The organism is Nanoarchaeota archaeon (genome assembly GCA_018897155.1).
Classification (GTDB): Archaea; EX4484-52; EX4484-52; order EX4484-52; family LFW-46; genus LFW-46.
In genome coordinates this window covers 1-23,878 of record JAHILE010000029.1, presented here as the reverse complement: position 1 = coordinate 23,878, position 23,878 = coordinate 1, and the positions used below count along the sequence as shown (strand labels likewise).

The 23,878-nt window shown below is 41.4% G+C and carries 19 protein-coding genes; 8 read left to right on the top strand and 11 right to left on the bottom strand.

Going from position 1 to position 23,878, the window contains the following annotated elements; all coding sequences use genetic code 11:
* Window positions 1–11 precede the first annotated feature (11 nt).
* Window positions 12–836 carry a restriction endonuclease gene (locus KKB09_03510; GenBank protein MBU4300266.1) on the bottom strand — a complete coding sequence of 275 codons (825 nt, stop codon included), beginning with the start codon at window positions 834–836 and terminating at the stop codon, window positions 12–14.
* Window positions 837–1,164: 328 nt separating this feature from the next.
* Here KKB09_03510 and KKB09_03505 point away from each other — a divergent pair, with 328 nt between their 5' ends.
* The gene (locus KKB09_03505) at window positions 1,165–1,434 is read left to right on the top strand and encodes a DNA-directed RNA polymerase subunit L (protein MBU4300265.1); all 270 of its coding nucleotides are present in this window, start codon (window positions 1,165–1,167) and stop codon (window positions 1,432–1,434) included.
* Window positions 1,435–1,453: 19 nt separating this feature from the next.
* On the opposite strand, the gene KKB09_03500 is transcribed toward KKB09_03505, so the two are convergent.
* From KKB09_03500 to KKB09_03465, 8 genes are all read right to left on the bottom strand, one after another.
* The gene (locus tag KKB09_03500; GenBank protein MBU4300264.1) at window positions 1,454–3,961 is read right to left on the bottom strand and encodes a hypothetical protein; all 2,508 of its coding nucleotides are present in this window, start codon (window positions 3,959–3,961) and stop codon (window positions 1,454–1,456) included.
* An 80-nt stretch (window positions 3,962–4,041) separates the two neighbouring features.
* A complete protein-coding gene (gene leuS, locus KKB09_03495) occupies window positions 4,042–6,927 on the bottom strand; it encodes a leucine--tRNA ligase (GenBank protein ID MBU4300263.1) in 2,886 nt (961 codons plus the stop codon).
* Between the two features lie 8 nt (window positions 6,928–6,935).
* Window positions 6,936–7,487: a GNAT family N-acetyltransferase gene (locus tag KKB09_03490; protein ID MBU4300262.1), complete on the bottom strand. Its 552-nt coding sequence runs from the start codon at window positions 7,485–7,487 to the stop codon at window positions 6,936–6,938.
* Between the two features lie 107 nt (window positions 7,488–7,594).
* Window positions 7,595–7,999: a translation initiation factor IF-5A gene (locus KKB09_03485; protein MBU4300261.1), complete on the bottom strand. Its 405-nt coding sequence runs from the start codon at window positions 7,997–7,999 to the stop codon at window positions 7,595–7,597.
* Between the two features lie 280 nt (window positions 8,000–8,279).
* The gene (locus tag KKB09_03480) at window positions 8,280–8,741 is read right to left on the bottom strand and encodes a DUF134 domain-containing protein (protein MBU4300260.1); all 462 of its coding nucleotides are present in this window, start codon (window positions 8,739–8,741) and stop codon (window positions 8,280–8,282) included.
* A gap of 62 nt (window positions 8,742–8,803) precedes the next feature.
* Window positions 8,804–9,040 carry a DUF5320 domain-containing protein gene (locus KKB09_03475; protein ID MBU4300259.1) on the bottom strand — a complete coding sequence of 79 codons (237 nt, stop codon included), beginning with the start codon at window positions 9,038–9,040 and terminating at the stop codon, window positions 8,804–8,806.
* Between the two features lie 185 nt (window positions 9,041–9,225).
* Window positions 9,226–11,586: a DEAD/DEAH box helicase gene (locus tag KKB09_03470; GenBank protein ID MBU4300258.1), complete on the bottom strand. Its 2,361-nt coding sequence runs from the start codon at window positions 11,584–11,586 to the stop codon at window positions 9,226–9,228.
* 72 nt (window positions 11,587–11,658) lie between these two features.
* The gene (locus tag KKB09_03465) at window positions 11,659–12,471 is read right to left on the bottom strand and encodes a tetratricopeptide repeat protein (protein MBU4300257.1); all 813 of its coding nucleotides are present in this window, start codon (window positions 12,469–12,471) and stop codon (window positions 11,659–11,661) included.
* Window positions 12,472–12,566: 95 nt separating this feature from the next.
* Between KKB09_03465 and KKB09_03460 the strand changes: the two genes are divergently transcribed.
* The 3 genes from KKB09_03460 (at window position 12,567) to KKB09_03450 (ending at window position 15,581) form a co-directional block, all read left to right on the top strand.
* Window positions 12,567–13,769: a redox-regulated ATPase YchF gene (locus tag KKB09_03460; protein MBU4300256.1), complete on the top strand. Its 1,203-nt coding sequence runs from the start codon at window positions 12,567–12,569 to the stop codon at window positions 13,767–13,769.
* A gap of 75 nt (window positions 13,770–13,844) precedes the next feature.
* On the top strand, window positions 13,845–14,930 hold the full coding sequence (gene corA, locus KKB09_03455) for a magnesium/cobalt transporter CorA (GenBank protein MBU4300255.1): 1,086 nt from the start codon (window positions 13,845–13,847) through the stop codon (window positions 14,928–14,930).
* Between the two features lie 90 nt (window positions 14,931–15,020).
* Window positions 15,021–15,581 (top strand): HD domain-containing protein, encoded by a 561-nt coding sequence (locus tag KKB09_03450; GenBank protein ID MBU4300254.1) that lies wholly within the window; start codon window positions 15,021–15,023, stop codon window positions 15,579–15,581.
* Window positions 15,582–15,603: 22 nt separating this feature from the next.
* Here KKB09_03450 and KKB09_03445 read toward each other — a convergent pair whose 3' ends face one another.
* Window positions 15,604–16,524 carry a magnesium transporter CorA family protein gene (locus tag KKB09_03445; GenBank protein MBU4300253.1) on the bottom strand — a complete coding sequence of 307 codons (921 nt, stop codon included), beginning with the start codon at window positions 16,522–16,524 and terminating at the stop codon, window positions 15,604–15,606.
* Window positions 16,525–16,679: 155 nt separating this feature from the next.
* Between KKB09_03445 and KKB09_03440 the strand changes: the two genes are divergently transcribed.
* Entirely contained in the window at window positions 16,680–17,099 is a 420-nt protein-coding gene (locus tag KKB09_03440; GenBank protein MBU4300252.1) for a hypothetical protein, read from the top strand.
* Window position 17,100: 1 nt separating this feature from the next.
* Here the strand turns inward: KKB09_03440 and KKB09_03435 are convergent, their stop codons facing one another.
* Complete coding sequence (locus KKB09_03435; protein ID MBU4300251.1) at window positions 17,101–18,414, bottom strand: RNase J family beta-CASP ribonuclease; 1,314 nt, start codon at window positions 18,412–18,414, stop codon at window positions 17,101–17,103.
* Between the two features lie 249 nt (window positions 18,415–18,663).
* On the opposite strand from KKB09_03435, the gene KKB09_03430 reads away from it, so the two are divergent.
* The 3 genes from KKB09_03430 to KKB09_03420 all read left to right on the top strand — a co-directional run bounded on the left by KKB09_03430 (window position 18,664) and on the right by KKB09_03420 (window position 23,706).
* A complete protein-coding gene (locus KKB09_03430) occupies window positions 18,664–19,035 on the top strand; it encodes a hypothetical protein (protein MBU4300250.1) in 372 nt (123 codons plus the stop codon).
* Between the two features lie 44 nt (window positions 19,036–19,079).
* Window positions 19,080–21,956 carry an alanine--tRNA ligase gene (gene alaS / locus KKB09_03425; protein MBU4300249.1) on the top strand — a complete coding sequence of 959 codons (2,877 nt, stop codon included), beginning with the start codon at window positions 19,080–19,082 and terminating at the stop codon, window positions 21,954–21,956.
* 409 nt (window positions 21,957–22,365) lie between these two features.
* On the top strand, window positions 22,366–23,706 hold the full coding sequence (locus KKB09_03420) for an NAD(P)/FAD-dependent oxidoreductase (GenBank protein MBU4300248.1): 1,341 nt from the start codon (window positions 22,366–22,368) through the stop codon (window positions 23,704–23,706).
* Window positions 23,707–23,878: the final 172 nt, after the last annotated feature.

The window sequence follows — 23,878 nt, the reverse complement described above, 5'->3', positions numbered from 1 at the left end:
AATCGTTCGATTCATTGATTTCCATGATTTACCAGTTTGTTTGAAAGCTCTTTTAATTCTGCGATTTTTTCGTTTGTTAGCCCTGCATCCCCGAGCGCCCTTGTGTCGGCCTTCAAAAAGTCAGGTATATTTGTTATGCCTCTTTCTGTAAGATTGATGCGCAAAAATCTCGGAAGCTTTAGCAGTGTCAAAGGATATGCCCGATAATCTTCAATAAGCCGCTCAAGGCCACTCCCAAAAGGATAATTCCATCCGATGAGCTTTATGCCCTTTCCTTTTGAATATCTTATAGCATACTCCGAAAATTTCGTGTTTGTTATAATCCATGCAGATGTCATTTTCAGGCCGTTATTATTTATATCATCAAAGCGCGCCCACTGAATCAACGGCACTTCAAGGCCTGTATAGGTGTGCGACTGGAAGTGGTGCTTACATTCAATTATCGCCCGTTCGCCTTCCTTTTCTGCAAAAACATCAATCTCATGATCGACAAGCTTGCCCTGAATCTTCGGCTCCGGGCTGTGAATTGTCTTGTATCCGGAACACTTAAGCAAATGTGTGATATACCACTCAAACTCATATCCTTCCGGACCAAGATCTGCTATGGCTTCTTTTAAGCGGTATCTGCGCGCGATATGCACTTCCTCGCGGTTCAGCCGGTCATAGACCAGCTTCATAAGGATTTTTGTCGACATGCCGTTGTAGATTCGTTTTGTGATATATTCGAGGACTTCTTTAGTAAGCGCCTCCGACGCGCCCGAACGGATGCAGCTCTGGCGCACCTTATCGGGATTGAATTCCTCGCGCCTTCCATCATGCTTTGTGATAAAGACCATATGTTAACTTAGTTGCGCGAAGATATATAAAAAGTGCTGCAATGCATTTATGAATCTTTGTGATTAGGGCATGTATTTTTCGACGCATGCCGAAAATACAGAATTGTGCGGTTTTTAATCTATTTAAATCTATACTCACAATGATAGAAAACTGATAATTATGAAAATCATCTCGTTCGCTGCTGCGAACTTGAAGCTTTTTCGGGAATGCCGAAAAGCCTAGAGTCCTGAAAAGCCTATGGCTTTTCAAGCTTTTGGGAACATTAAATCCCAAAACAAGCGAAGCTTGTGAAAGGATTTCATTTTTCGGTGAAGAAAGTGATTAAAAATGAAAATCAATGTTCTTGAAGAGAAAAAAGACTCCCTTGTGGTGGAAATCGAGGGCGAAAGGCATACAATCCCTAATCTTATCAGAGAATCGCTATGGGAAGACAACAGCGTAACGCTTGCAGCCTATGAAAAGAAGCACCCTTCGCTTGGAAGCCCGAAAATCATTGTCAAGGCAAAGGACCCAAGAAATGCCCTTGTTTCTGCAATAAAGCGCTGTGAATCCGAGACAAAAGACTTCATGGATGAGTTTGAAAAGGCTGTAAAATAAAGAATATCCACAATACAGATTATGCCACAACATTGGATGAACTCATAAGCTGTTCCAATATTCTTTCTGCTGCCTGTCCCTTATCCGTTTTTACTTTGTCTACGTTATTATCTGTAATCCAGCCCAAATCTTTTAAATCCAAATATGTTTCATCAAGATTATTGTCAATTAATCCCTCTGTCTTAAGTGCGTTTAGATACTTTTTTCCGATATCTTGAAAACGATTACGCGCAACAATTGTTCTTTGCCCTCTGCCGCCAAGAAAAACGACATACCTATGACCTTTTACATATATTCCGGTATCTTTTAAAGAATCTCCGTTCTTTTTAATTGTTGAAATTGTTGATTCGGCAACTACAGGTTTTATTTTTGGCAGCTCCTCGTAAACAACAACTGGCTCAGGCTTAACAAAAGCCGTTCGTTCAGGCTGCTCTTCTTTCTCTCCTATTTTTGGAATTGCACAATACTCTTTAATCTTGTTAAGAACTGTCGAAGATGGCGAATGCAATGACACCTTCCCCACACCTCTAATAAATGCTGGAAGACACGACTCGTCTTCATCAAAACGGCGTGTGCAATGCTCGTCTTCTCCGCGTAAGTATATCGATAGCCAGTATTCTGCATCATCAAGCAATTTCATAGCATTTTCGGTAAGCGTTAACATACCTTCGGATTCTTTTATTAATACCCCATTCTTCAAAACACGGGTACTATTTACCCAATCTCTTTTATTGTATGTGTCGGCATAATGCATCAAATCTTTTTTTGTCGATTTAGTGCGCTTCACAAGTTCAAGAAGCACGAGTTCCGGGCTAAGTTTGACCCTCATTCCGTAATCAGAGGGATTTGGGTTTGAATTATATGAATTATTGATTTTCAGCAGATTAAAGCCAGCCATACCGTCAGTAATCCTTACATAACCCTGGTTTAAACTATATGTTATTTCAGCCGAAGATTCTTCAACATCAATAAATTTATGAGATTCAATTATTTCTGCAATCTTTTTATCTGAAGGAACGCTATCAACGTTTAATTGCGCAGTTTCTTCAGTATGTAATTTATCGAATAGTTCTTTATCCGGATAAAGTAAATGAGGTCTTTGTTCTTTTTGTGGGGCTTTTTCCGGCGGCGTGCTTTCAGCAAGTATTACTTCAATAGGATTTTTTTCGATTGAAGCTTCAACAACAGTTTCCTTTGAAACATAAGGCGTTTCTTCCTTTTCATACTTCGGCTTTTCATGCTCTGATTTAGAAATCTCCTGTAATTTTTCGTCTTTTGCTATTGGGGCGTTTCCGGCCGGAGCAGTGATATATGCATTCTTTTTTTGTGGCGGCATCATTTTGTTTACGCGCAGATAATCGATAATATCCGCATATTCAGGAACTACTGTGCTGCATTCCTGTTTCAAAGAATCCAACTTTTTGCGGCCGGAACCCTCTAGCCTATAAACATCAAGTTTTTTTGAAAATAGCTTCTCTTTCCTAAGCCGCGACTCAAGAGTATACAAACCGCCATCATCGGATAATAAATCCAATAATTCATCTGCTTTAAGCCCGCTTTCGACCCCCATCAAAAGCTTAAGAACAAGCAGATCATTTCTAACATATTCGGGCTCATCGGAAAGTTCATTTGCAGGCAGCCCATCATTAACGCCGATAATATCGCTGATTTTAGTATCAACTTTCGCCGGCTTAATTTCTTCTTTTACTTGATTCTGCACGAGGTTTTGAGAAAGACGTGTATCGGGTTCTGATGGTTTTTTTATCAATTCTTTTATTTGTTTATATTCCGTATGTGGTGCGTCTTTTTGAGAATCGTCTAAGGCGCCATATTTTTCTGTCAGGCGCGAAAGTGTTGCAGCGCCTTTTTCATTAAGCTTTTTCGATTTTCGAGTGCCAACAAACAATGAATCTCTTTCAAGTTCTGCCAAAAGAAGATAAACATAAGGTGTAGAAATTCCCAAAATTTTTGCTATCTCGGCATTGTTATTATTTCCTTGGTTCACCTGATATAATAAACGGGCTTTATGGTAATCCTTACGATCAAAACATCTCATCGTTTTTTCTTTTTCATCTTTCATGTATTGGCTTCCGAATAATTCTTCTTGAATTGCCTGTTTGTCAATAGTTGCAGCCATATTCGGATCATTAGCTTTAGGATTTGATGGTGTAAACGTATCGCGCCCTGTTGAATTATATGGTTCTTTTGTCGCAAGCACATTCTTGCTTATTTCGCCATTTTCAGACAACCCCGCCATTCTTTTTCTGTAAAAATGAGTTTGCTCAGCATACTCTTTTTCTAGAGTTTCAAGCACACTTATGCCGTCTGTTTTTAATCCCCCGTCTTTAGAAAGTAATCCCTGATATCTAAGCATCAGATTTGCCGTATAATGCGGCCCCAGCTGTAAAACGTTTGCTATAACCCCTGGTTCAAAAATGCCGTTTTTTACGCACAGCAATATGCCGAGCCGATATTTTTGAGGCGATGGAGGCTCTGCATTTTTGTCCAAACCATTAGAAACGGTCATACTATCAAAATTATTTTATCGCGAATATTTAAAAATACGTAAATATTCACTTTTCATAAGTAGGTACGAGAAGTTCTACGTCAAACAATCTCAATTCCCGGCTTTCCGGGCACGGCTTTTTGCGCCTTGTCTGACTTTGCGCCGTCTGCATCAATTACAGAAACCGCGCATCCAAATTCTTTTGCAAAGAACTTTTCCGCGCTCTTTAGCGCGATAATCTCATCTTCTTTAGACAGCGTTTTTTCAAGAACATTCATATTTTTCGCGAGCTGCTGCGCGAATTTTACCGCAGCCTCGCTCTGTTTTTTTATCTCTGTGTTTTTCATTGCCTCTGCAATCAGATTTTTCGGCTTTGTCAGTGCAAGCGCGTACATATCGTATTTCCATATCTCTGGAACATATATATTTATTTGCTTCGCATCTTTTTTGACGATTTTCTTTATCGCGTTCACATCTTCAAGTGTCTGTTTTATCAAGGCCTCCATTTTCTCGGCGTTCTCATCAATTTTCTTTGCATCAAATTCAGGCCACTCGGCAGCCGAAATAAAGCCTTTTTTTCCGAGTTCGCTCCACAGCTCCTCGCATATGTGCGGAGTGAACGGCGCAAGCATCTTCAATTGCGCATCGATAAAAAATGCAGCCGCATCAGTATTTGTATTCTCTGCCCTTCGTTCATACCACTTAAGCGCCGCCTGCATGTCATAATATGACGCCATAAGCGCGCTTCTGAATTTTGTTTCATCCATTACAACTGTTGCAAGCTTTATCTGGCGATGAACTTGTGAAACAAGCCATCTGTCGATATGGCCGGAGTTTTCCGCCCCTTTGCCTTTCTTTTTCTTTCTATCTGCAATGCTCAAAGCCATTTCCTTGATTGAAAAAAGCTTTTTTGAAAAAGTATCTGCAAGGCGGGAATCCCAGTTTGCGTCATCCAGCCCCTCGCCACCCATCATATCTGTGATTCTTGAAACATCTGCGCCGTATTTTACAAGTATTTCTTCCATAGTGTAAAAATTGCCTTTGCTCTTGCTCATTTTTTCTCCTTCAACAGTCACATAGCCGTTGACGCCGAAGCCTTTTGGCCAGAATTTTTCATCAAATATTGCGGTATGGTTGAAAAGTGAAAATGTAAGATGATTTCCAACAAGGTCTTTTGCGGAATTCCTGAAATCAAATGGATACCAGTAAAGGAATTCACATCGCATCTTCTCGATTTTTTCCACATTTATGCCGGAATCTTTTTCAGCCGATGCTGCGGTTCCTTTTCCAAGGAAAACATAATCAAATAAAATATCGTAGCTTTTTGAAGCGTCGATTTTCTCGCTTTGTATTATATGCGCGATTGTATAATACGCCATATAAATTGTTGAATCCGACAGCGATTCTATCAGCCATTTTTTGTCCCAAGGAATGCGCGTGCCAAGCCCGAATTCTCGCGAGCAAGCCCAATCATTAAGCCAATCAATGACATAGTTGAACTGGGCGCGTGATTCATCCGGACAAAGATTCATGTTGTCGAGTGCCTTGTGCGTTTTTGCCTTCCATCCGGCATCAGAATATTTCATGAACCACTGATCATCAATTATTTTCACATGGCATGGCGAGAGGCACCTGCAGACCACGGCTTCCGGGAGCTCATAAAATGAGACGGCTGCACCAACTTTTTTGAAATCAGATATGATAATATCCTTTGCTTTTGCAACAGTCATTCCCTTGTACTTGCCGGTGATATCCTTAAGTATACCGCCATGAAACTCTTTCTTGTAAATTGTTTTTGTCGCCTCTTCAAGCTTTTCATCGCTTTGGCCCTCGATTTTCATGCTTCCCGCAATTTCAACAGCTGGAAAATCCCCAAATCCTTCAACCTTTATGAGTGATATCGGCTTTATCTGTGAAACCTGCTCCACTTTCATTCCGTATTTTTCAGGCGCGCGTTGAATATCGCGAAGCGCAATATAATCATAAGGCGCATGCCCTGGCACTGACATCACAACACCCGTACCAATTTTCGGATCGACAAAAACAGCAGGAAGAATCGGCACGCTGACGCAGGTTGCGATATTTATACAAAATTTTCCGACAAATTCCTTTCCTTTTATTTCTTTGATTACTGAAACCGCGTGATTCTGGTCTTTGAGTTTTTCCAAAGTCTCTTTTGTGACAATCCATGTCTCTTTATCCACCCTTACCTCGACATAAACTGCATCCGGATTCAGCCACATATTGGTTACGCCAAAAGTTGTCTCAGGCCGGTATGTTGCAGCAGGAAGTATTTTCCCGTCGATTTCAAATTTCACAAGCGTCATTTCTTCCGGAACAACGCCTTCACCCTGAATCCGATCATGGTCGCCTGTTGCCATTTTATCCTTTGGGCACCATGCAACCGGATGCTCGCCGCGTACAACATAATTTTTTTCCTTAAGTTTGTTGAATTGCCATTCGATAAACTTCGAATACGGCGGATTTACTTCAGTGGTTCGAAAAGACCTGCGCCAATCTATTGCTGCGCCAAGAGATTGAAGATCTGATTTGGCGGCTTTTGGAAAATATTCAATCCAATAAAGCGGATTCTCAAACTTTTTGAGTTCAGAATCAGGAATATTCATGTCCTTTAGAATCTTAACCTGCTTTTCTTCCTTGTCTTTTATTCGCCTTGCAGCAGCCACAATAGGCGTGCCTGTGCAGTGGAATGCGAAAGGAAAAAGAACATTATATCCGCGCATGCGCTTGTAGCGGGAGAAAATTTCCGCGCGCAAAAAAGTATAAAGATGCCCTATGTGAAGCTTGCCATTCATATACGGATAAGGAAAATTAGCAAAAAATTTCGGCTTTCCCGGCGCGGCTTCTGATTCAAAGATTTTTGCCTCAGCCCATTTCTTCTGCCACTTCTTTTCGATAGAATGAAAATAAACGATATCGTCGCGCGGTTTGGATTCACTAACCAAACTTTCTTTTTTTTCAAACATAAGAACCATCAAACATATTTTTCCATCATTATTTTAAATACTAAGTTTCCGCGTCTTTGCACTCTATTTGGCAATTCCGCAATTTTCTTAAAACCCAGTTTTTGATAAACTATTCGAGCATTTTTATTTGTTTCAAAGACTTCTAATTCGATAATTTTTGGTTTTTCCTTAAGTTTTAAATTGCCTTCAGCCATCAAAGCTGACAAAATTTGAGAGCCCAAACCAATTCCGCGATATGTTCGCCCAATAATTATTCCAATAACTGCAACATGATTCTCTCTAAATTTTTTTGATGTAATGTCTGCAAATCCGGCTATTTTTTGGTCAATTTCAGCAACAACCGCAAATGATTCTTTTTTCAAACTCGCTTTTAACATATCGGTAAGATCTTTTTTGGTTTCTTTCAACGTTTGTTTTTTATTGGTGTGTATATAATCGTCTTCTTCGACAATATCATTTACAAAATTCATAAATTCGTTTACGCGTGATAAATCCTTTCGTTCAAATGTGCGCAAAACAAATATAGTTCCGTTTTTTGCTGTAAACTGCTTTATTATCAATAAAACACCGCATACTACTATTGCACCCTATTGAATAAGTAGTTTTTAAAACGCATCGGCTACGATAGAATCTCTAAGCGCACAAAACACCCAAATACCAAAATCATCTAACGCACAGCCATTACAACATTCTGACCGGCAACAACCCAGTAGTCGCATTCCTGGCCGTCTTTTACTGTGCTTTTTATTTCGTCCAGAATTTTTGCGTAAAATGTTTCGTATGTCTTGGAATCCATTATCTGCGCGTTTTCACCTTCTATAGAAAGAATCTGTCCTACGCGCTTGTCGACATTTGGAGAAAGGACCTTTGCGCCGCCTGGCTGAATAAACACGCGCTTTTTGCCGTCAAAAAGGCCCTCGCAATCGACACGCGCCTTTGAGTGACCGTGCTTTCCGGTTTTTGCAATCTGCAGATTCGTAACTCTGCACGGTATGCCTTCAACCATTATGAAAACGCCTTTTTTGCAGTCTTTTGCTTCAATTTGCTGTCCTTCTATTGGTTCGTCACCCATAAGATCATCTCATAAACTTATACGCATAAGTTAATTCACAAGCTTTTTAATGTTTTGGATGCATTTTCGAAATTTCTCTCCGCACCAATCATCAAAACATACTTTTAGTTTTAAGAAATATCGCAATAAGGCGCTTGATTTCCTCGGATTTTTCGGGGCACATAAACTATAAAACCCGGATATTTGCGAACTGGGATAGTCACGCATAAATCTGTTTGATGTAAGCAGCTCATAGTAAGAGTCACCAAACGTGACTTTCTTTTTAAGAAGGTTGCCGTCACTATATTCTTCCTACTCTTAAACCCCTTCCTCGTTGAGGTCCCCTGTCTTCAGGATGCCTATGAATATTTTTTGATTTACATTTTGGGCATTCTGCCGGTCTTCCAGTTCCGTAATCAAGTTCCCACTCAAACCCACAATCATAGCACCTGAATTTTCTTTTTGGCATTCCGGCCATTTTATAAACACCTCCTTCTATTTTGATTGCTTTACCATTAACAATAGCATCGGCTATTTTCTTTCTTGCAGATAAAATTAATCTATGAAAAGTCGGCTGTGAGATATTCATTTTTTTAGCGCATTCTTCCTGCTCTAATCCTTCTAATTCTTTAAGCCTGACTGCTTCGTATTCGTCAACATGCAAAATAACTTCTTCTAATTCTCTTAAAGGAATTCCTTGCGGTTTGAAATAAGTAACATCTGGGTTAAATTCGACTCTTCTGCACAATCTTGGGCGTGCCATACTGAATACTTATTCAGATTCTTATTTAAATTTTACGAAAAGAAAAAAGCAAGAGAAAGGATTTACTTCATTTCTTTTAGTCTTTTCTCTATCTCTTGCTTTTCCAAATCAATTTCTTTAAGTTCTGCTTCAAGGATTTTCTTTTCTTCTTCTTTTGTTAGAGTTACCTGTCTTCTAGACCAAAAACCTCTTCCGTAACATCCGCCAAATCCTCTTCGCATTCCGCAACCACAAGGTCCAAGCCCTCTTCCTGTAAGAGGTCCTAACCCTAAAGGCCCTGTTCCATCTTGTCCTGACATTTTTTCTACCTCCATAGTTTAATTATGAATATATATTCATAATACTATATAAAGCTTTCGGTCAAAATTCAAAAATAGACGGCAACCCCTTAAGAACTGCGGTGGCAACGAATTTTCGGGCGCCTTCGCGACTTTGTTTTTTTCCCTATCAGGAACGCATAACAGCGGATAAAATAAGGATGCAATTACAGACTTTCACACAAATTTGCTTTCAACGATTCCGCAGTTTTCTTTCCCACAATTTTTTCAAGCGCGCCTGCTTCACATTCCCTGACATCCTTTGCGCTTTTGAGCCCTGCGTTGAATAATTTTCTCGCGCGCATCCTTCCAATCCCTTTCAGCGCAACCAGCGGCAGAAGCTCGCGCTTTACTCCGTGCTTCAGGCGGATGCGCAAATCAGATATCTCTTTGTGCATGCCTGCTATGCCGACGATTCGCGCGATTTCGTCAACCGCGTACAAAAGCCAGTCGGCTGTGTCGCGCTTTACGTGCAGTTCTCCCGGCGCAATATTGTACTCTTCAAGCAAAGCATCTTCCCCTTTCTCGTTCATCCATGCATTAAACATAAGCGCGGTTTTGACTGTTGATGCCTGCGATTCATAATCAAAAAGCTTTTCAGGAACAATAAAGCAATCTTGAAAATCGGTAAGCGCGCCGTCTATTAAATCTTCGTCTTTTTTAAGGACGCGCAGCTGCGGATAAAGCTCAAGCGCGTTTGAAATCAAATGCAGAAACGAAAGCTCGTTAAGTTTTTTTGAGTGCGCGTTTTTCAGCGACTCAACTATCAGGTTTGCGGTTTCCGGGTCAATATACATCTCTGCAACCCGTATTCCAAGAGGCGTTGCTTTTAGCTCTTTTGGCTTATCACCCGAATTTGAACTTGAAATTGAATTTAAAGTTGAACTCTTTACAAAATTATCGGCAGTCATAAAAAGAGCATTTAGAGTATTTTTTTGATTAGGCTTCTGATTTTGCGACCCATTAGCGCCATTATTCAGCCCGCCAGCACCATCAATTTCAATCAGCCCGTAATCAGAAAGCAGCTGGAGCATGCGCTTCATTTTTGCCTTAAGCTCTGTCAAATCGCTGTACTGATGCGCGTAAAATGTTTTTTCCATAAACCTTGTAAGCTGGCCCTCTGTATGGATATGGCCTGTTGCAATGAGGGAAAGCAGATGCATGCGCAGAACCGGCTCAAGCGCGAGTTTTGAAAAAATCTTTTCAGTGTCGGCGTTTATGTAATTGTCAAAAATATGCTCTATGTCGTTTTCTGTTCGCGCGACTGCAATTGCAAAGCCTTCTTTGTCGTATTTCGGCCTTCCTGCGCGGCCCGCCATCTGCTGGTATTCAAGAACCGGAATCGGCCGCATGCCGTAGCCTTCGGCATAGCGCAGCATGTCTTTTATTATGACAACCGATGACGGAAGATTCACGCCCATTGCAAGCGTGGGTGTTGCGCAAATGACCTTGAGGCTTTTTGATTTAAACGAATCCTCAATCAGCTTTCTCTGCTTAGGCACAAGGCCCGCATGATGAAACGCAGTTCCTTGAGCAAGGCATAAACCGAGTCGCTTGCATTGCTTTGTTGGCGTTGAAAGCGCACCAATTGCGTCACGCGCCATTGTTTTTGAAATGCTGATATCAGCATATTTTTTTGCAACATCACCCAGTTTTTCAGCCTGCGCCTCTGCTGATTTTCTGGAGTTCACAAAAACAAGCACCTGTCTGTCTTTAGCAAGCGCGTGTTCAATCATATCAGAAACGTCGTCGTCATGCTTTTGGTTTACTTGTTCGTTTTCGCTGCCATAACTTATGCATCCGCCGAAATAAACGCCTTTCTTAAGCGGTATCGGACGATAATCTGATTGAACTAGTTCAGCGCCAAGCCATCCTGCAAGCTCTTCTGCATTCGAAATTGTTGCAGATAATCCGAGCATCTGAAATAATGTTTTTTGGCCGCTTATTGCCGTTTGAAGCGCATTTGTTTTTTGGCCGATTGCCGCGTTTTCACGCGCATTTGCTTTCCGACTGATTGTATCGCGCATGCGGGTGATTGTAATTTCAAGAGTCGGGCCGCGCGAAATGTCATTCAGCAGATGTATTTCGTCAACAACAACAAGCCCCACGTCATGAATCCATGGAATGTAGTGGCGCATAAGAGAATCCAATTTTTCGCTTGTGACAATTATAAGATCCTGCGACGAAAGCCACAAATCCTCTGAATCATAGTCGCCCATTGAGACCCCGACTTTTATGCCAAGAGGAGCGTATCGCGCCTTAAACTCCTCGTATTTCTCGGAGCCAAGTGCCTTTAATGGAACTATGTAAACTGCTTTTTTGCGCAGATTAAGAATTATGTTAAGCATTGCAAGCTCTGCCACAAATGTTTTTCCTGATGCCGTGGGCGCGAAAACAATCATGTTTTTGCCATCTAGCAGGCCTGCATTCACCGCAAGCTCCTGCGGCGGATTGAGTATTGTGATGCCTTCGGAGATTAGAGTGTTGCGCGCATTTTCCGGAAGTTGTGTAAGTTCAGAAACATTCATGCATTGAATTTGCAGTGCAAGTTATAATACGTTTACACCCGACTAAATGCTTTTTAACCAACAAATGATTCATCAAACCGATTTATCAAACATATCCTTTGCCTCGGCATATCTGCCGTTCATGAAAAGAAACTGCCCGAAATTTTTATAAATTCCCGTATTATTAGGGCTTAGCTGAATGGCCTTTCGGTACTTCTGCTCAGCCTCTGTTTTAAAATTCATTTCAGCAAGCACGTTCGCATAGTTAACAAGAATTATGGTGTTGTTAGGCTCAATCGCAAGCGCGTTCTCAAATTCCTGCTTTGATTCATTGAATCTTTTGAGCTTCTGCAAAAGAATGCCCCGGTTGTTAATCGCAGCAGTGTAATTAGACTCCAAGCCAGCGGCTTTTGCGTATTGCGCAAGAGCATCTTCAGTCCGGTTCATTCGCTCAAGAGAAAGCGCGTAATTATACCTCAGTCGCGTATCACTGGGCTCAATTTCTATTGCGCGCGAATAATATGCTATTGCCTCGCCATCATTCCCTGTAAAATAATAAAGATCTGCAAGCGCAGAAACAACTTTCAGGTCGGTTTTAATCGCATCTGCCTTCCTCAAACAATCTATTGTATTATTGTTGTCCCTTTCTGCAATATATTGGTTGCATTCTGCGACGACAGTATTAAATTCAGCAATCTGTTCAGGGAAAATGCTCGGCGCAACAGGCTCAAGAACTTTACCTGTGGGCATATCGGATTTTTCCCCGATAGAAATCATACCAATTACTAATCCAAAAACAACGACAGCAATTACAAAATAAACCGGCCTGACTCGCGGACTTTCCGGTTTTCTGCCGACCGCATTAGCAGCATCTTCTGCAGCAGCTTTGGAATTTTCGTCAGCCATAAAAGCAATTAACAACGCAGATTAATTAATTTGACGGATGCAAATTTTCCTATATTGCTTTTTATAATTTCCCAGACACTTAATTACAGATAATCATGAGTTTTACCATAGGCCTTGTAGGAAAACCATCGGCAGGAAAATCGACATTCTTTAAAGCGGCAACGCTTGCGGATATTGCAATAGCGGCATATCCATTTACAACAATAAAGCCGAATTTTGGCACCGGCTATGTGAGAGTCGCATGCGCGGACAAAGATTTTGGCGTGCAATGCAACCCGCGATTCGGTATGTGCAAAGACCACATGCGATTTGTGCCTGTTGAAATGATTGATGTGGCAGGGCTTGTTCCTGGCGCGCATGAGGGAAAAGGCCTCGGCAACCAGTTCTTGAGCGACCTCTCAAATGCTGATGTCCTGATACATGTAATCGATGCCTCCGGCTCGACAAATGAAAAAGGCGAAAATGTAGTTGCTGGAACACACAATCCTGCAATAGATGTAAAATTCCTTGAGGATGAAATAGACTTGTGGTATGCCTCAATCATTGAACGCCACTGGTTTAAGATATCGCGCGCGGCAAACATGCAGAAAAAAAATATTGAGGGGCAGTTATCAGAATTGCTTTCAAGCTTCAAAGTAACTGACAAAACAATAACCGAAGGCATTGTAGCTCTCGCTCTTCCGGCAAACCCGGAGGCTTGGACTCCGGAACATCGAAAGGCTCTTGCAAGACATATTCGGCGCGACACAAAAAAAATACTTGTTGCCGCAAACAAAATGGATATTTCAACAGCAGAAAAAAACATTGAGTCGCTTAAAAAAGAGTTCCCGGACATTCTTTTTGTTCCGTGCTCGTCAGAGATGGAGCTTGCGCTAAGGGAAGCTGCGCGCAAAGGCATGATAGATTATGTGCCCGGAAATGATGACTTTAAGATTCTTACGCCGGATGCGCTGAACGACAAGCAGAAAGTAGGGCTTGAGATGATGTCGAAGTTCCTAAAAAAATGGGGAACGACCGGTGTGCAGAATGTTCTTGACGCCGCAGTGTTTGATTTCCTGAAATACATCGCGATTTTTCCGGGGGGTGTAAACAAGCTAACAGATAGTAAAGGCAATGTTTTGCCGGACTGCTTTCTTCTTCCGCCGGGAGCGAATGCGCGCGACTTCGCATACGCGCTTCATACTGATTTTGGAAAGCACTTTCTTTACGCAATCGATGTCAGGACAAAAAAGCGCATAGCAGGGGATGCAGAACTTAAGCACCGAGATGTTGTTGAAATTATACACGCATCGAAATAAAATCATCCGCGGAACGTTCGAATTATATATACTCAGAACACAAAATAACTATCAGCAAGTATTTATGGTGTTTGTTTGTCGCGCATCCTAAAAAAAATGTCAAAAAAAGCAGGCCTTATGCCGGGAAGTCTCATATATCTTGGAGACAAAAGCAACGCTCCTGTAAAAATCACCGTATTCTATTACAATGAAAAAAAGTTCCAGGAAAGGGAAGTAAGAAATGTAGAAGATTGCTTCAAGTACAAAGAGAAGACCACAATCACCTGGATAAATATAGACGGCATTCACCGGCCGGATATCGTCGAGTCCATAGGCAAGCATTACAAGATACACCCAACAATTCTTGAAGATATAATGAGCGCAATGCAGCGGCCAAAAGCAGAGATCTTTGACAGCCATATTTTCATTGTGCTTAATATGCTGTCGTATACCGATTCTGAAAAAAAGATAACTTCTGAGCAGGTCAGCATCATATTGGGAAAGAATTTTGTCATATCATTTCAGGAAGGTCTGGAAGGGGATGTTTTTGATTCGCTTCGCGAACGGATTCGTGCGGGAACGGGGCATATAAGAAAAGCAGGGGCGGATTATCTGGCATACAGCCTTATGGATGCCGTTATTGATAACTATTTTATAGTATTGGAAAAGATGGGTGATGAAACCGAGGTGTTTGAAGAACGGCTCATGAAAGAGCCAAAGCATGAAACATTATATAACATTCATCGGCTGAAAAGGGAAATGCTTTTTATGCGCAAGTCAGTCTGGCCGCTGAGGGATATGGTCGGCATTCTTCTGAGAGGTGAATCGCGCTTGATAAGCGCGTCCACAAGAATTTATTTGAGAGACCTTTACGATCATACTGTGCGCATAATCGATACTGTGGAAACTTACCGCGACATGCTTTCCGGCATGATAGATCTATACCTTTCAACCATGAGCAACAAGATGAACGAAGTTATGAAAATCCTCACAATAATTGCGACGATATTCATCCCGCTGACATTCATTGTAGGCGTTTATGGGATGAATTTCAACACAGGCGCATCGCCATTCAATATGCCTGAACTCAACTGGTATTGGGGCTATGCTGCGGTTTGGGTTGTAATGATTGCAATAACAATTTCCATGCTGGCATACTTTCGAAAGAGAAAATGGCTATAAGCTCTGGTTTTGTTTCGGATTGAGTACAAAAAATCACATATGCAACACACACGCAGATACCTTTATCATACTTCGCGCGCATTAATGTCTATGGAAAACAGGGAGAAAATAGTCAGAGAAACTGAAGCTTTTGTTAGGTGCAGCGTGCCGAAAACAAGGCAGCCCGAAGAAGCATACCTCAGGCACGTATTCGGCGCAAGGAATTACGCGCGCCACCTTGCGGAAATATATCATGCGGATATTTTCACGGTTATCATGGCTGCGCTTCTGCACGATATCGGCGCCGATGCAGGCGATGAAAAACACGCAAAAGAAAGCGTGAAAATAGCTAAGCAATTTCTTGAAGAGTTCAAGCTTGATAAAAGGACGCGCGACAAAATATTCGGAGCCATAAAAGCGCATCCTCTTGGCACTCCTGTTGAAGGAATGGAGCAGAGAATATTGCAGGATGCCGACGGGATAATTTTCATTGAGGATACCTACAAATCATATTTTGACGAGCAGAAAAAGAATCTTGCGCCAACAGAAGCAAAGGCAAGAAGCATTGAAAAGACGCGCGCGATGATGGGTAAAATCAAGACCGATGAAGGAATAAAAATCGCAAATAAGTTTCTTGAAAGCGCGATGAAGCATCTTGAAAATGCTTTCTGAATCCGAAAAACATATCCGCCAATCATATCCACTTTTTCCTGAAAAAAATATATACCAATAGCAACGTTATTCCAAACACAAAAGACAGGATGTACAAAAACATGTGCGGATTATCCTTCATCGGCAGCAATACATTCATGCCGAACAGGCTCGCGATTGTTGTCGGAATGGCAAGGATTATTGTAAAAACAGTGAGGAGCTTTATTGTCTTGTTCAGGTTGTTTGAAAGCACTGTAGAATACGCCTCACGTATGTTTGTTGCTGTCTTTATGTTGCTCCTGCAAAGGTCAAGCGTCTGCCTGGAATTTATGAGGACGTCTTCTATAATGTCTTTGTCATTCTGATAAAGCGGAATATATTTTCCGCCCAAAAGCTTTTCGAAAATATTTACAGTTGGCAAAAAAGATGAAATGAAATCGTTAAGCACTTCCTCTTGCTTAATAATATTAATTATGTCTTCATTTGAAAGATCCGCCATCTTTGTTTTTCTGCGCTTGATATCCTTGGATATTTTTTTCAGATATTGATCGTACTTATCACTCACAAGAAGAAATAAATGTATCATAAAATTGATTTTTTGTGTTGTGCAGATGTTCTTATTTTTTGACAATACGCTTTCTATAACGCTATTCGTTTTCTTTGTTATTGTTATGATGTAATCTTTGGTCACGACAATGCCTATTGGAATTGTGTATATTGCATCTTGCTCTTCAATCGGTGTTTTTATAAGAACATACATTACGCCTTCTTCTTTTTCTATTCTTGGAAGCTCGTATTCGTCAAGCGCATCAGTAAGATTCTTGCGGTCAAGCTCCAGCTCATCAACAATCTTGTTTATTTCTTCTTCAGTAGGATCAACAAGAGAAATCCACGAGCCCACTTTCGGCTCATCAATCTGCTGGAGCTCTTTATCACGAATGGTTTTTTTGAAAACTGAAATCATGAAATACTATGAGTGTCCATACATTATATATTTAATGAGAACCAAATTTGAAAATATTGCACAACTGCGCAAATAATGATTTGAAAAATTAACCTTCCAATCATTCAATAAACTCCATATATAAACTTTCATCACTTAGTAGGAATTGTGAATATATGACAGGATATTCCAACATAACTTCCCGCTTCACTATCGGAAAAAGCCGTCCTTTTGAGCTTTTAGCAGTGCCAATAACACGCGATAAAAAGGCATACCTCAGTATACTTGATTTCATGCCAAATTATGCATATCAAAACGGCATTAATCCAAACGGCATTGTAGCAGTCAATAATCAAAGTGAGTTATTTCTAAAAGTTGATATGAAAAAACCGGTTTTGCTAAACGTATTCCCATCGCAAAAAACTCCCTATAAACTTCTAGAAATTCCGGAAGAGCTGTATAAAAAATACATTTCAATCAAGTCAGAATGCTTTATAAATGCGTTAGTCCCCCACATAAAACAAGCTGTTGAATTCTATGGCGCAGGAAACGAGGCTTTCGAATTGCCTGAAAATTGGAAATTTGGCAATCTCTAGGCTACTTTATCCCGACGCTCTGCCCGTTCGACATTATCTTTACAGTGTCGCCGAGTTTCCAGCCCTCCTCCATTGCAAGGGATGCGAATGACGCAAGCCGCTCTGTTTCTCCGTGGTTCGGAATGACATACTGAGGTTGAAGCATCTTCAACATATCGCGGTGGTCTTCCCTGCGCGCATGCCCTGAAACGTGAACGTGCTCCATTATCCGCGCGCCCTGCTCATACAAATTGCGCTTTAGAATATAACGGTTCGCCTCATTTATCGGATTCGGAATCGCTTCTGAAGAAAATATCACCTGATCCTGCTTTCGCAAGGCAAATGGAAACTCTTTTCTCGCAAGCCTTGAAAGCGCGGAATTCGGCTCTCCTTGATTTCCTGTCGCAATAAGTAGAAAGTCTTCCGGATGACTCTTCACTTTTTCAAGCGCCGCTGCAATAGTTTTTCTTCGTCCATAAATCTTGATGTCGTCTGCCTCAATAAGCTTGCATTCTTTCGCGGCATTGACGTACGAATCGAGCGAACGTCCAAGCATAATTACTTCCCTACGCCCGTTATTTGCTTCGATTATATTGCGCAGCCGTGTTATGTGTGATGCAAAACTCGTTATGATAACCGCGGTATTGTCCTCATAAGCACGATCTATTGCATCATTAACCATTATTTTGGCAACATATTCCGGAGGGGTGCGAGCTTCTTCTGCCACGCGCAGGCATTCGCTTATGTGCAGTTTCACGCCTTCTGCGCCAAGTTGTTTTATGCGCTTATAATCCGGCTTGGGCCCAAATGTGGGGTTGTTGTCAAGCTTATAGTCGCAGGCATATGTTATTATTCCTTCTTTTGTATGCAGTGCTATCATTGACGCCTGCGGGATGCTGTGCGTTATGTGTACCATCTCAACAGCAAAATTCTTTGAAATCCGCATTGTTTCGCCGTGGTTTATCTGGCACAAATTCTTCACAAGGCCGCTTTTTCCATCATCTGCAAGAAGGCCTTTTATAATCGCAAGAGTAAACGGCGTTCCAACAATCGGGCACCCGTAGCGCTCAGCCATCCTCGGAACAGCTGCGCAGTGATCCAAATGCCCGTGGGAAAGCACTATCGCAACGACATTTTTTCCTTTGAGGCATTCATCATTTGGAAGTGCGCCAATATCAATCAGCTCTTTTGTCGGAACTTTGCGCTCCTCCTCTGTCAGTGTCACAATCTTGTCAAGGTGTATTCCCATGTCAAGAATTATCACTTCATCGCCCACTTCAATAGCAGACATGTTTTTTCCGACTTCATTATAGCCGCTTACTGAGTAAAATTTCATTTCATTCACCTTTTACTTTGGAAATGAAAGCTTGGAAATTGCATTTCCGTTAAAAAATTTCCATGATTTCATAAATTCACCAAAGAGCATCAATAATATTCGAACAAGAACTATATTTATTCTTTCGTACAGATTGATTTTTCTGCATATCTTGATTTTCGCGGGAAAGTTTATATATTGCTAAATACTTGAAAAAGATAACTCAGTAACTAATGAACGTTTTTAAGTTCCAAGCCACAATTCTTCAGTATGTTTAAGGGATTTATCTTATCAGAGTCATTGAATACTCCAACCCTACTTAATGAATTTAGAAAAATTTACGTTAAAGTTGAAGACCGTCCGGAATCAAAAAACGCTCGCTTTTGGCACTTATTTAAAATCGAAACAGATGATAAAAACATTGAAGAAGTAGCTAAAAAAATCTCTAAAGAACTAAAATATGGGCGGTATGCTCATTTTTGGAATGGTAAATTCGTTTATGTTTCTTTCGTAAATAAAGTATTCAAAATTCCGCAAGAGAAAAAATGGTCATCAAAGGAATTTCAAGAAGTTAAAGAATATGGTGCCAAAAACGGCGTAGGTGAAGAATATCTTGATTTCTGGATTGAAGATTGGCGGTAGTGATTAAACCAACGCTTATTAAAATTTCCCGCCAATCATATCGCATGCCGGTCCCAATCGCGCCGCAGAAAGCGCTGGAATTAGAAATGAAGCGCGCCTTCAAGCTAAAAGCCCAGGCAGAGCCTGAAAAATACTATCCCGTAGCTGTGCTCAAAGCAGAAGGCTTCCGGAGAAAAAAATGCGCGAAATGCGGAACATTCTTCTGGTCGACAGACTCCGAAAGAACAGTGTGCGGCGAGCCTGATTGCTCCGGCGGCTACACATTTATCGGAAACACGCCTGCAAAAGCCAAAATGGACTATGTCGAAACATGGCAGAAATTCGCATCAACATTCAAAAAGTTCGGCTACACCCCGATTGCGCGATATCCGGTTGCCGCAAGATGGCGGGACGACACGGATTTTGTTCAGGCATCGATTTATGATTTTCAGCCGTATGTAGTGTCAGGCGAAGTAGACCCTCCTGCAAACCCGCTTGTTGTGCCGCAATTCTGCCTGCGATTTAACGATATTGATAATGTAGGCATTACCGGAAGGCATTATTCCGGATTTGTCATGATTGGGCAACATGCGTTCATGAAGCCAAAGGATTACGCGCCGCATGATTATCTGCGCCACATATACACGTGGCTGACTGAAGGCGTTAAAATTCCGAAAGAGCATTTGCAATTCCATGAGGATGCTTGGGCCGGCGGAGGGAATATGGGGCCTTCAATTGAATTTTTTTCAGGAGGGCTTGAACTCGGAAATCAAGTATATATGCAGTACGATGTAAAATCCGGCGCTGTGAAAGACCTTAATATCAAAGTACTTGACATGGGCACCGGGCAGGAAAGATACTCATGGTTCACAAACGGCGCAAGCACAAGCTATGAAACTGTTTTTCCGACAGTTTCAGAAAAGCTTTACAAACTGACAGGAATCGCGCCGAATAAAGAGATATTCAAAAAATTCCTTCCGCTATCAGGCCTTCTGAATATCGATGAGGTCGCAGACATTGAAAAAACATGGGCGCAAATCGCAAAGAAAATCGGCATTGACGCAAAGCAATTAAAAGAGCACATCATGCCTCTTGCAGGAATTTATTCAATCGGCGACCATACAAGATCGCTGCTTGTCGCGCTTTCTGATGGAGTTCTGCCATCTAATGTCGGAGGCGGATACAATCTGCGCGTGCTTCTTAGAAGATCGCTTGACATCTCAAACAAGTATGGCTGGAATGTAGACTTAAACGATGTCTGCGAATGGCATGCAAAATACCTGAAAGCGCAATATCCCGAGCTTCTGGAAAACCTTGAAGAAGTAAAAAAGATAATTGAAGTCGAAAAAAGAAAATACGCCGAGACAAAGGAAAAATCGCGAAAAATAGTTTCAGGGCTTTCTGAAAAAGACGCAACCGAAAGCAAGCTGATCGAGCTTTACGACTCAAACGGCATCAGCCCGGAAATGCTGAAATCTGCAGGCCTGAAAATAACTATTCCTGACGATTTCTACAAAAAAGTCGCGGAAAGGCATGAGAAGGTTGCAGCAAAGGCGGAAACAAAAAAGGCAAAAACATTTAACCTAAGCAGCATTCCTGAAACAAATATTCTGTACTTTGACAATTACGCGCTGCTGAATTTCGATGCAAAAGTACTGAAAATAATTGAAGGCAAATATATTGTCCTTGACAAAACCGCGTTCTATCCGACATCTGGCGGGCAGATGCACGACATGGGGAAAATAAATGGAATTGAAATCGCAGATGTTTTTAAGCAAGGAAATGTCATAATCCATGAACTAAAAGCTCCGGCAAGTTCGTTTAAAGAAGGCGAAACAGTAAAGTGCGATATTGAAAAATCAAGAAGACTGCAGCTTGCTCAGCACCACACATCCGCACACATCATAAACGGCGCGGCTAGAATTATACTTGGCAGCCACATCTGGCAGGCGGGTGCGGAAAAAACTCTTGATAAAGGAAGGCTGGACATAACTCATTATGATTCTCTTGACAGCAATGAAATCAAAAAAATTGAGGCGATTGCAAACAAGATTGTAAAAGACGCGATTCCGGTCCAAAGCATGCTGCTTCCAAGAACCGATGCGGAAAAGAAATACGGTTTTAGATTGTATCAGGGCGGCGCAGTTCCGGGAAAGCGCCTGCGCGCGATAATAATCGAAGGCGTTGATGTCGAAGCCTGCGGAGGAACGCATCTGAAAAACACAAAAGAAGCCGAAATCATAAAAATAATCGGCTCAAGCAAGATACAGGACGGCGTTGTGCGCATCGAATTCGCGGCAGGAAATGCCGCAAAAAAATACGAAATAGGCGCGCAAAAAGAATTGCAGGAATTAAATGCATTCTTTGAAAGCCTCTCCCCGCAGATTAAAGTGAATGAAAAAGATATTGAGAAAATCGCGCAAATATTTTCTGTGCCAAGGGAGAAAGTCCTTGAAACGCTTATGCGCTTTGCGGAAGAATACGCAATCCAAAAATCAAAAATAAATGAGCTTCGCGAAAATCTTTCAAAAGAAAACATAAAATATGAAGCGGGAAAAAAATATGTGGATCTCCAGGAATTTGCAAAAGGCATCAAACGCAAAAATCCTGAAGACTTCTCGCGCGAGTTATTTGCGCGCTGGAAAGAAGAACGCAAAGACATTGAATATCTGGCGCAAAAAATTGCGGAAGTAAAAGCAAAGCTGATAAAATCAGGCGATGTGAAGCTTGTTGATTTTGACGCCCAAACAATGCGCAATATTGCAGAACGGCTTGACAAGGTCCTGCTTGTGAACAAATCAGGAATTTTTGTTTTTAAGGGAAACGATGCAGAATTCGAAAAGCTGAAAAGCCTTGGCGCAAAAGGCGGTGGCGCCGAAGTGAAGCAAGGAAAGTTTGACGTAAAACTGTTTGATAATTTAAAAGAACTATTTCATAGGTGAATACGGTGCACACGCCGGAGACTCTGAATGAGTATTTACGAAATAATCCGATGGAAAAGAATGACGTAGAACGCATACTTCGGGAAAATATAAATAATATTTATCAGTGCCACATGAATGCTCTTGGGCGCTTGGTTCCCATAAATGGACATACAGAACTATTTAGTATGTACATAAACTCAAAATGCCCGGAAATGAAACAGATCATTGCATTACATGAACTATGCACATTCATTCAAAAATATACATCAATCAAACGCCTACGCAGCAAATAACGCCCGAAGAACAGAAAATAGAGACCATACTAACTGAGGAATCAGAACGATTGTGCTCGGAAACGGACCTCGCCCAGTATTTTTTTTCACTCGCAAAATCTTTAAATAAAATCAGTGATTAATGGTGCAAACACATGTCAGAAAAATCATATGATATAATTGTTGTCGGCGCGGGAATTTCCGGCCTTCTGTCAGCGCTTGCTCTCGGAAAAGAAGGAAAAAAAGTTCTTCTGCTTGAAAAATCCGGTGTTGTTGGCGGAAACTGCAGGACTTATGAAGTCCAGGACACGGGTTTTTTTGTCGACACCGGCGTGCATGCGATAACCGGGCTGGATGGCGGCCCGCTCGTAAAACTAATGGATGCATACTTTAATTCCGCCCCAAAATTTGTGCCTCATGGTGATTATTATGTGCGTTATCCTGAAGGTTTCGTGCGTTTCCCAAACACCATAAAAGGATTCATGAACTTCAAAGCCATTTCAAAATCAGATCGAGCAAAGCTTACAAAAACAGTTCTTAAGGCAATAACACACCTAAGCGTAGTTGAAAAAAGCGACATATCTGCTTACGATTTCGTCAAAGACGAAGGATTAAGCGATGCAAGCCTGCGGCTCATTGATGCACTTTCGTATTTCTCAAGCGGCATTTCAATGAAAGAAACTCCAGCATGGCGCATATTAAGCGCCGGCGGGCTTGTTAATGACGGCGACAGAAAGATAACTGAAAAAATATCTGATTTTTTCAAGCTTGCGGTAAACAAAAGCTACCATGAACAAGGCTATCCCCTTGGTGGAATACAGACAATAACTAATTGTGTGCTTCAATCATTTACGAAAAATGTTGGTGTGAAAACAAATGAAGAAGTTGTAAAACTAACTGAGAAAAATAACGGTTTTAGAGTTGAAACAAAAAAAGAAGAATATTCATGCGATACAATAATCTATTCCGGAGAGGTAAAAAACCTGCCGAAGCTTACAGACATGCCAAACGAATGGGCGGCATCTGCAAAAAAACTGAAGCAATCAAAAGCAATGACAATATGGCTGGGCCTCAAAAATCCGATTAATACGATGAATTATCGCGGCTCAGAATTGTGGTTTTCCAGCGGAGCGCCCTATTGGGCAATGCCAACAACAGGATATGACCCGCATCTTGCACCGGCCGGAAAACAGCTGATAGGATTCAGCGCATTTCTACACCCTGATGAGGATCCGATAAAACATGAGAAACACCTTCTTGAAACAATATATTCTGCAATTCCAGGAATAGAAGATCATGTAGAAATGAGGCATACTCAAATACTAATCCCTGAAAAAGCGGCGATATCCACGAATATAAAATTCCCTGAAGTAAGAACGCCGATAAAAAATATGTATGTGGTTGGAACTGACACAGATATGAGGAGCATGGGTGTGACACGCGCCTCTTACTCTGTTATTGAAATGCTGAAAGCGATGAGGTATCTCCCCCAATAACTGCTCACACATATCAAAAATCTCCACCACCTTAAGTACACTTTCAACTAAATGATAGCTCTTTTTCTATGTATGCGCCGATAGCATTCATGCCTTCTCTTACAGTTTGAAAATCGCTGTTGTTCAAAACAAATCGTTGTATCAATCCAAAATCCCGTTCAATAGGATTCAG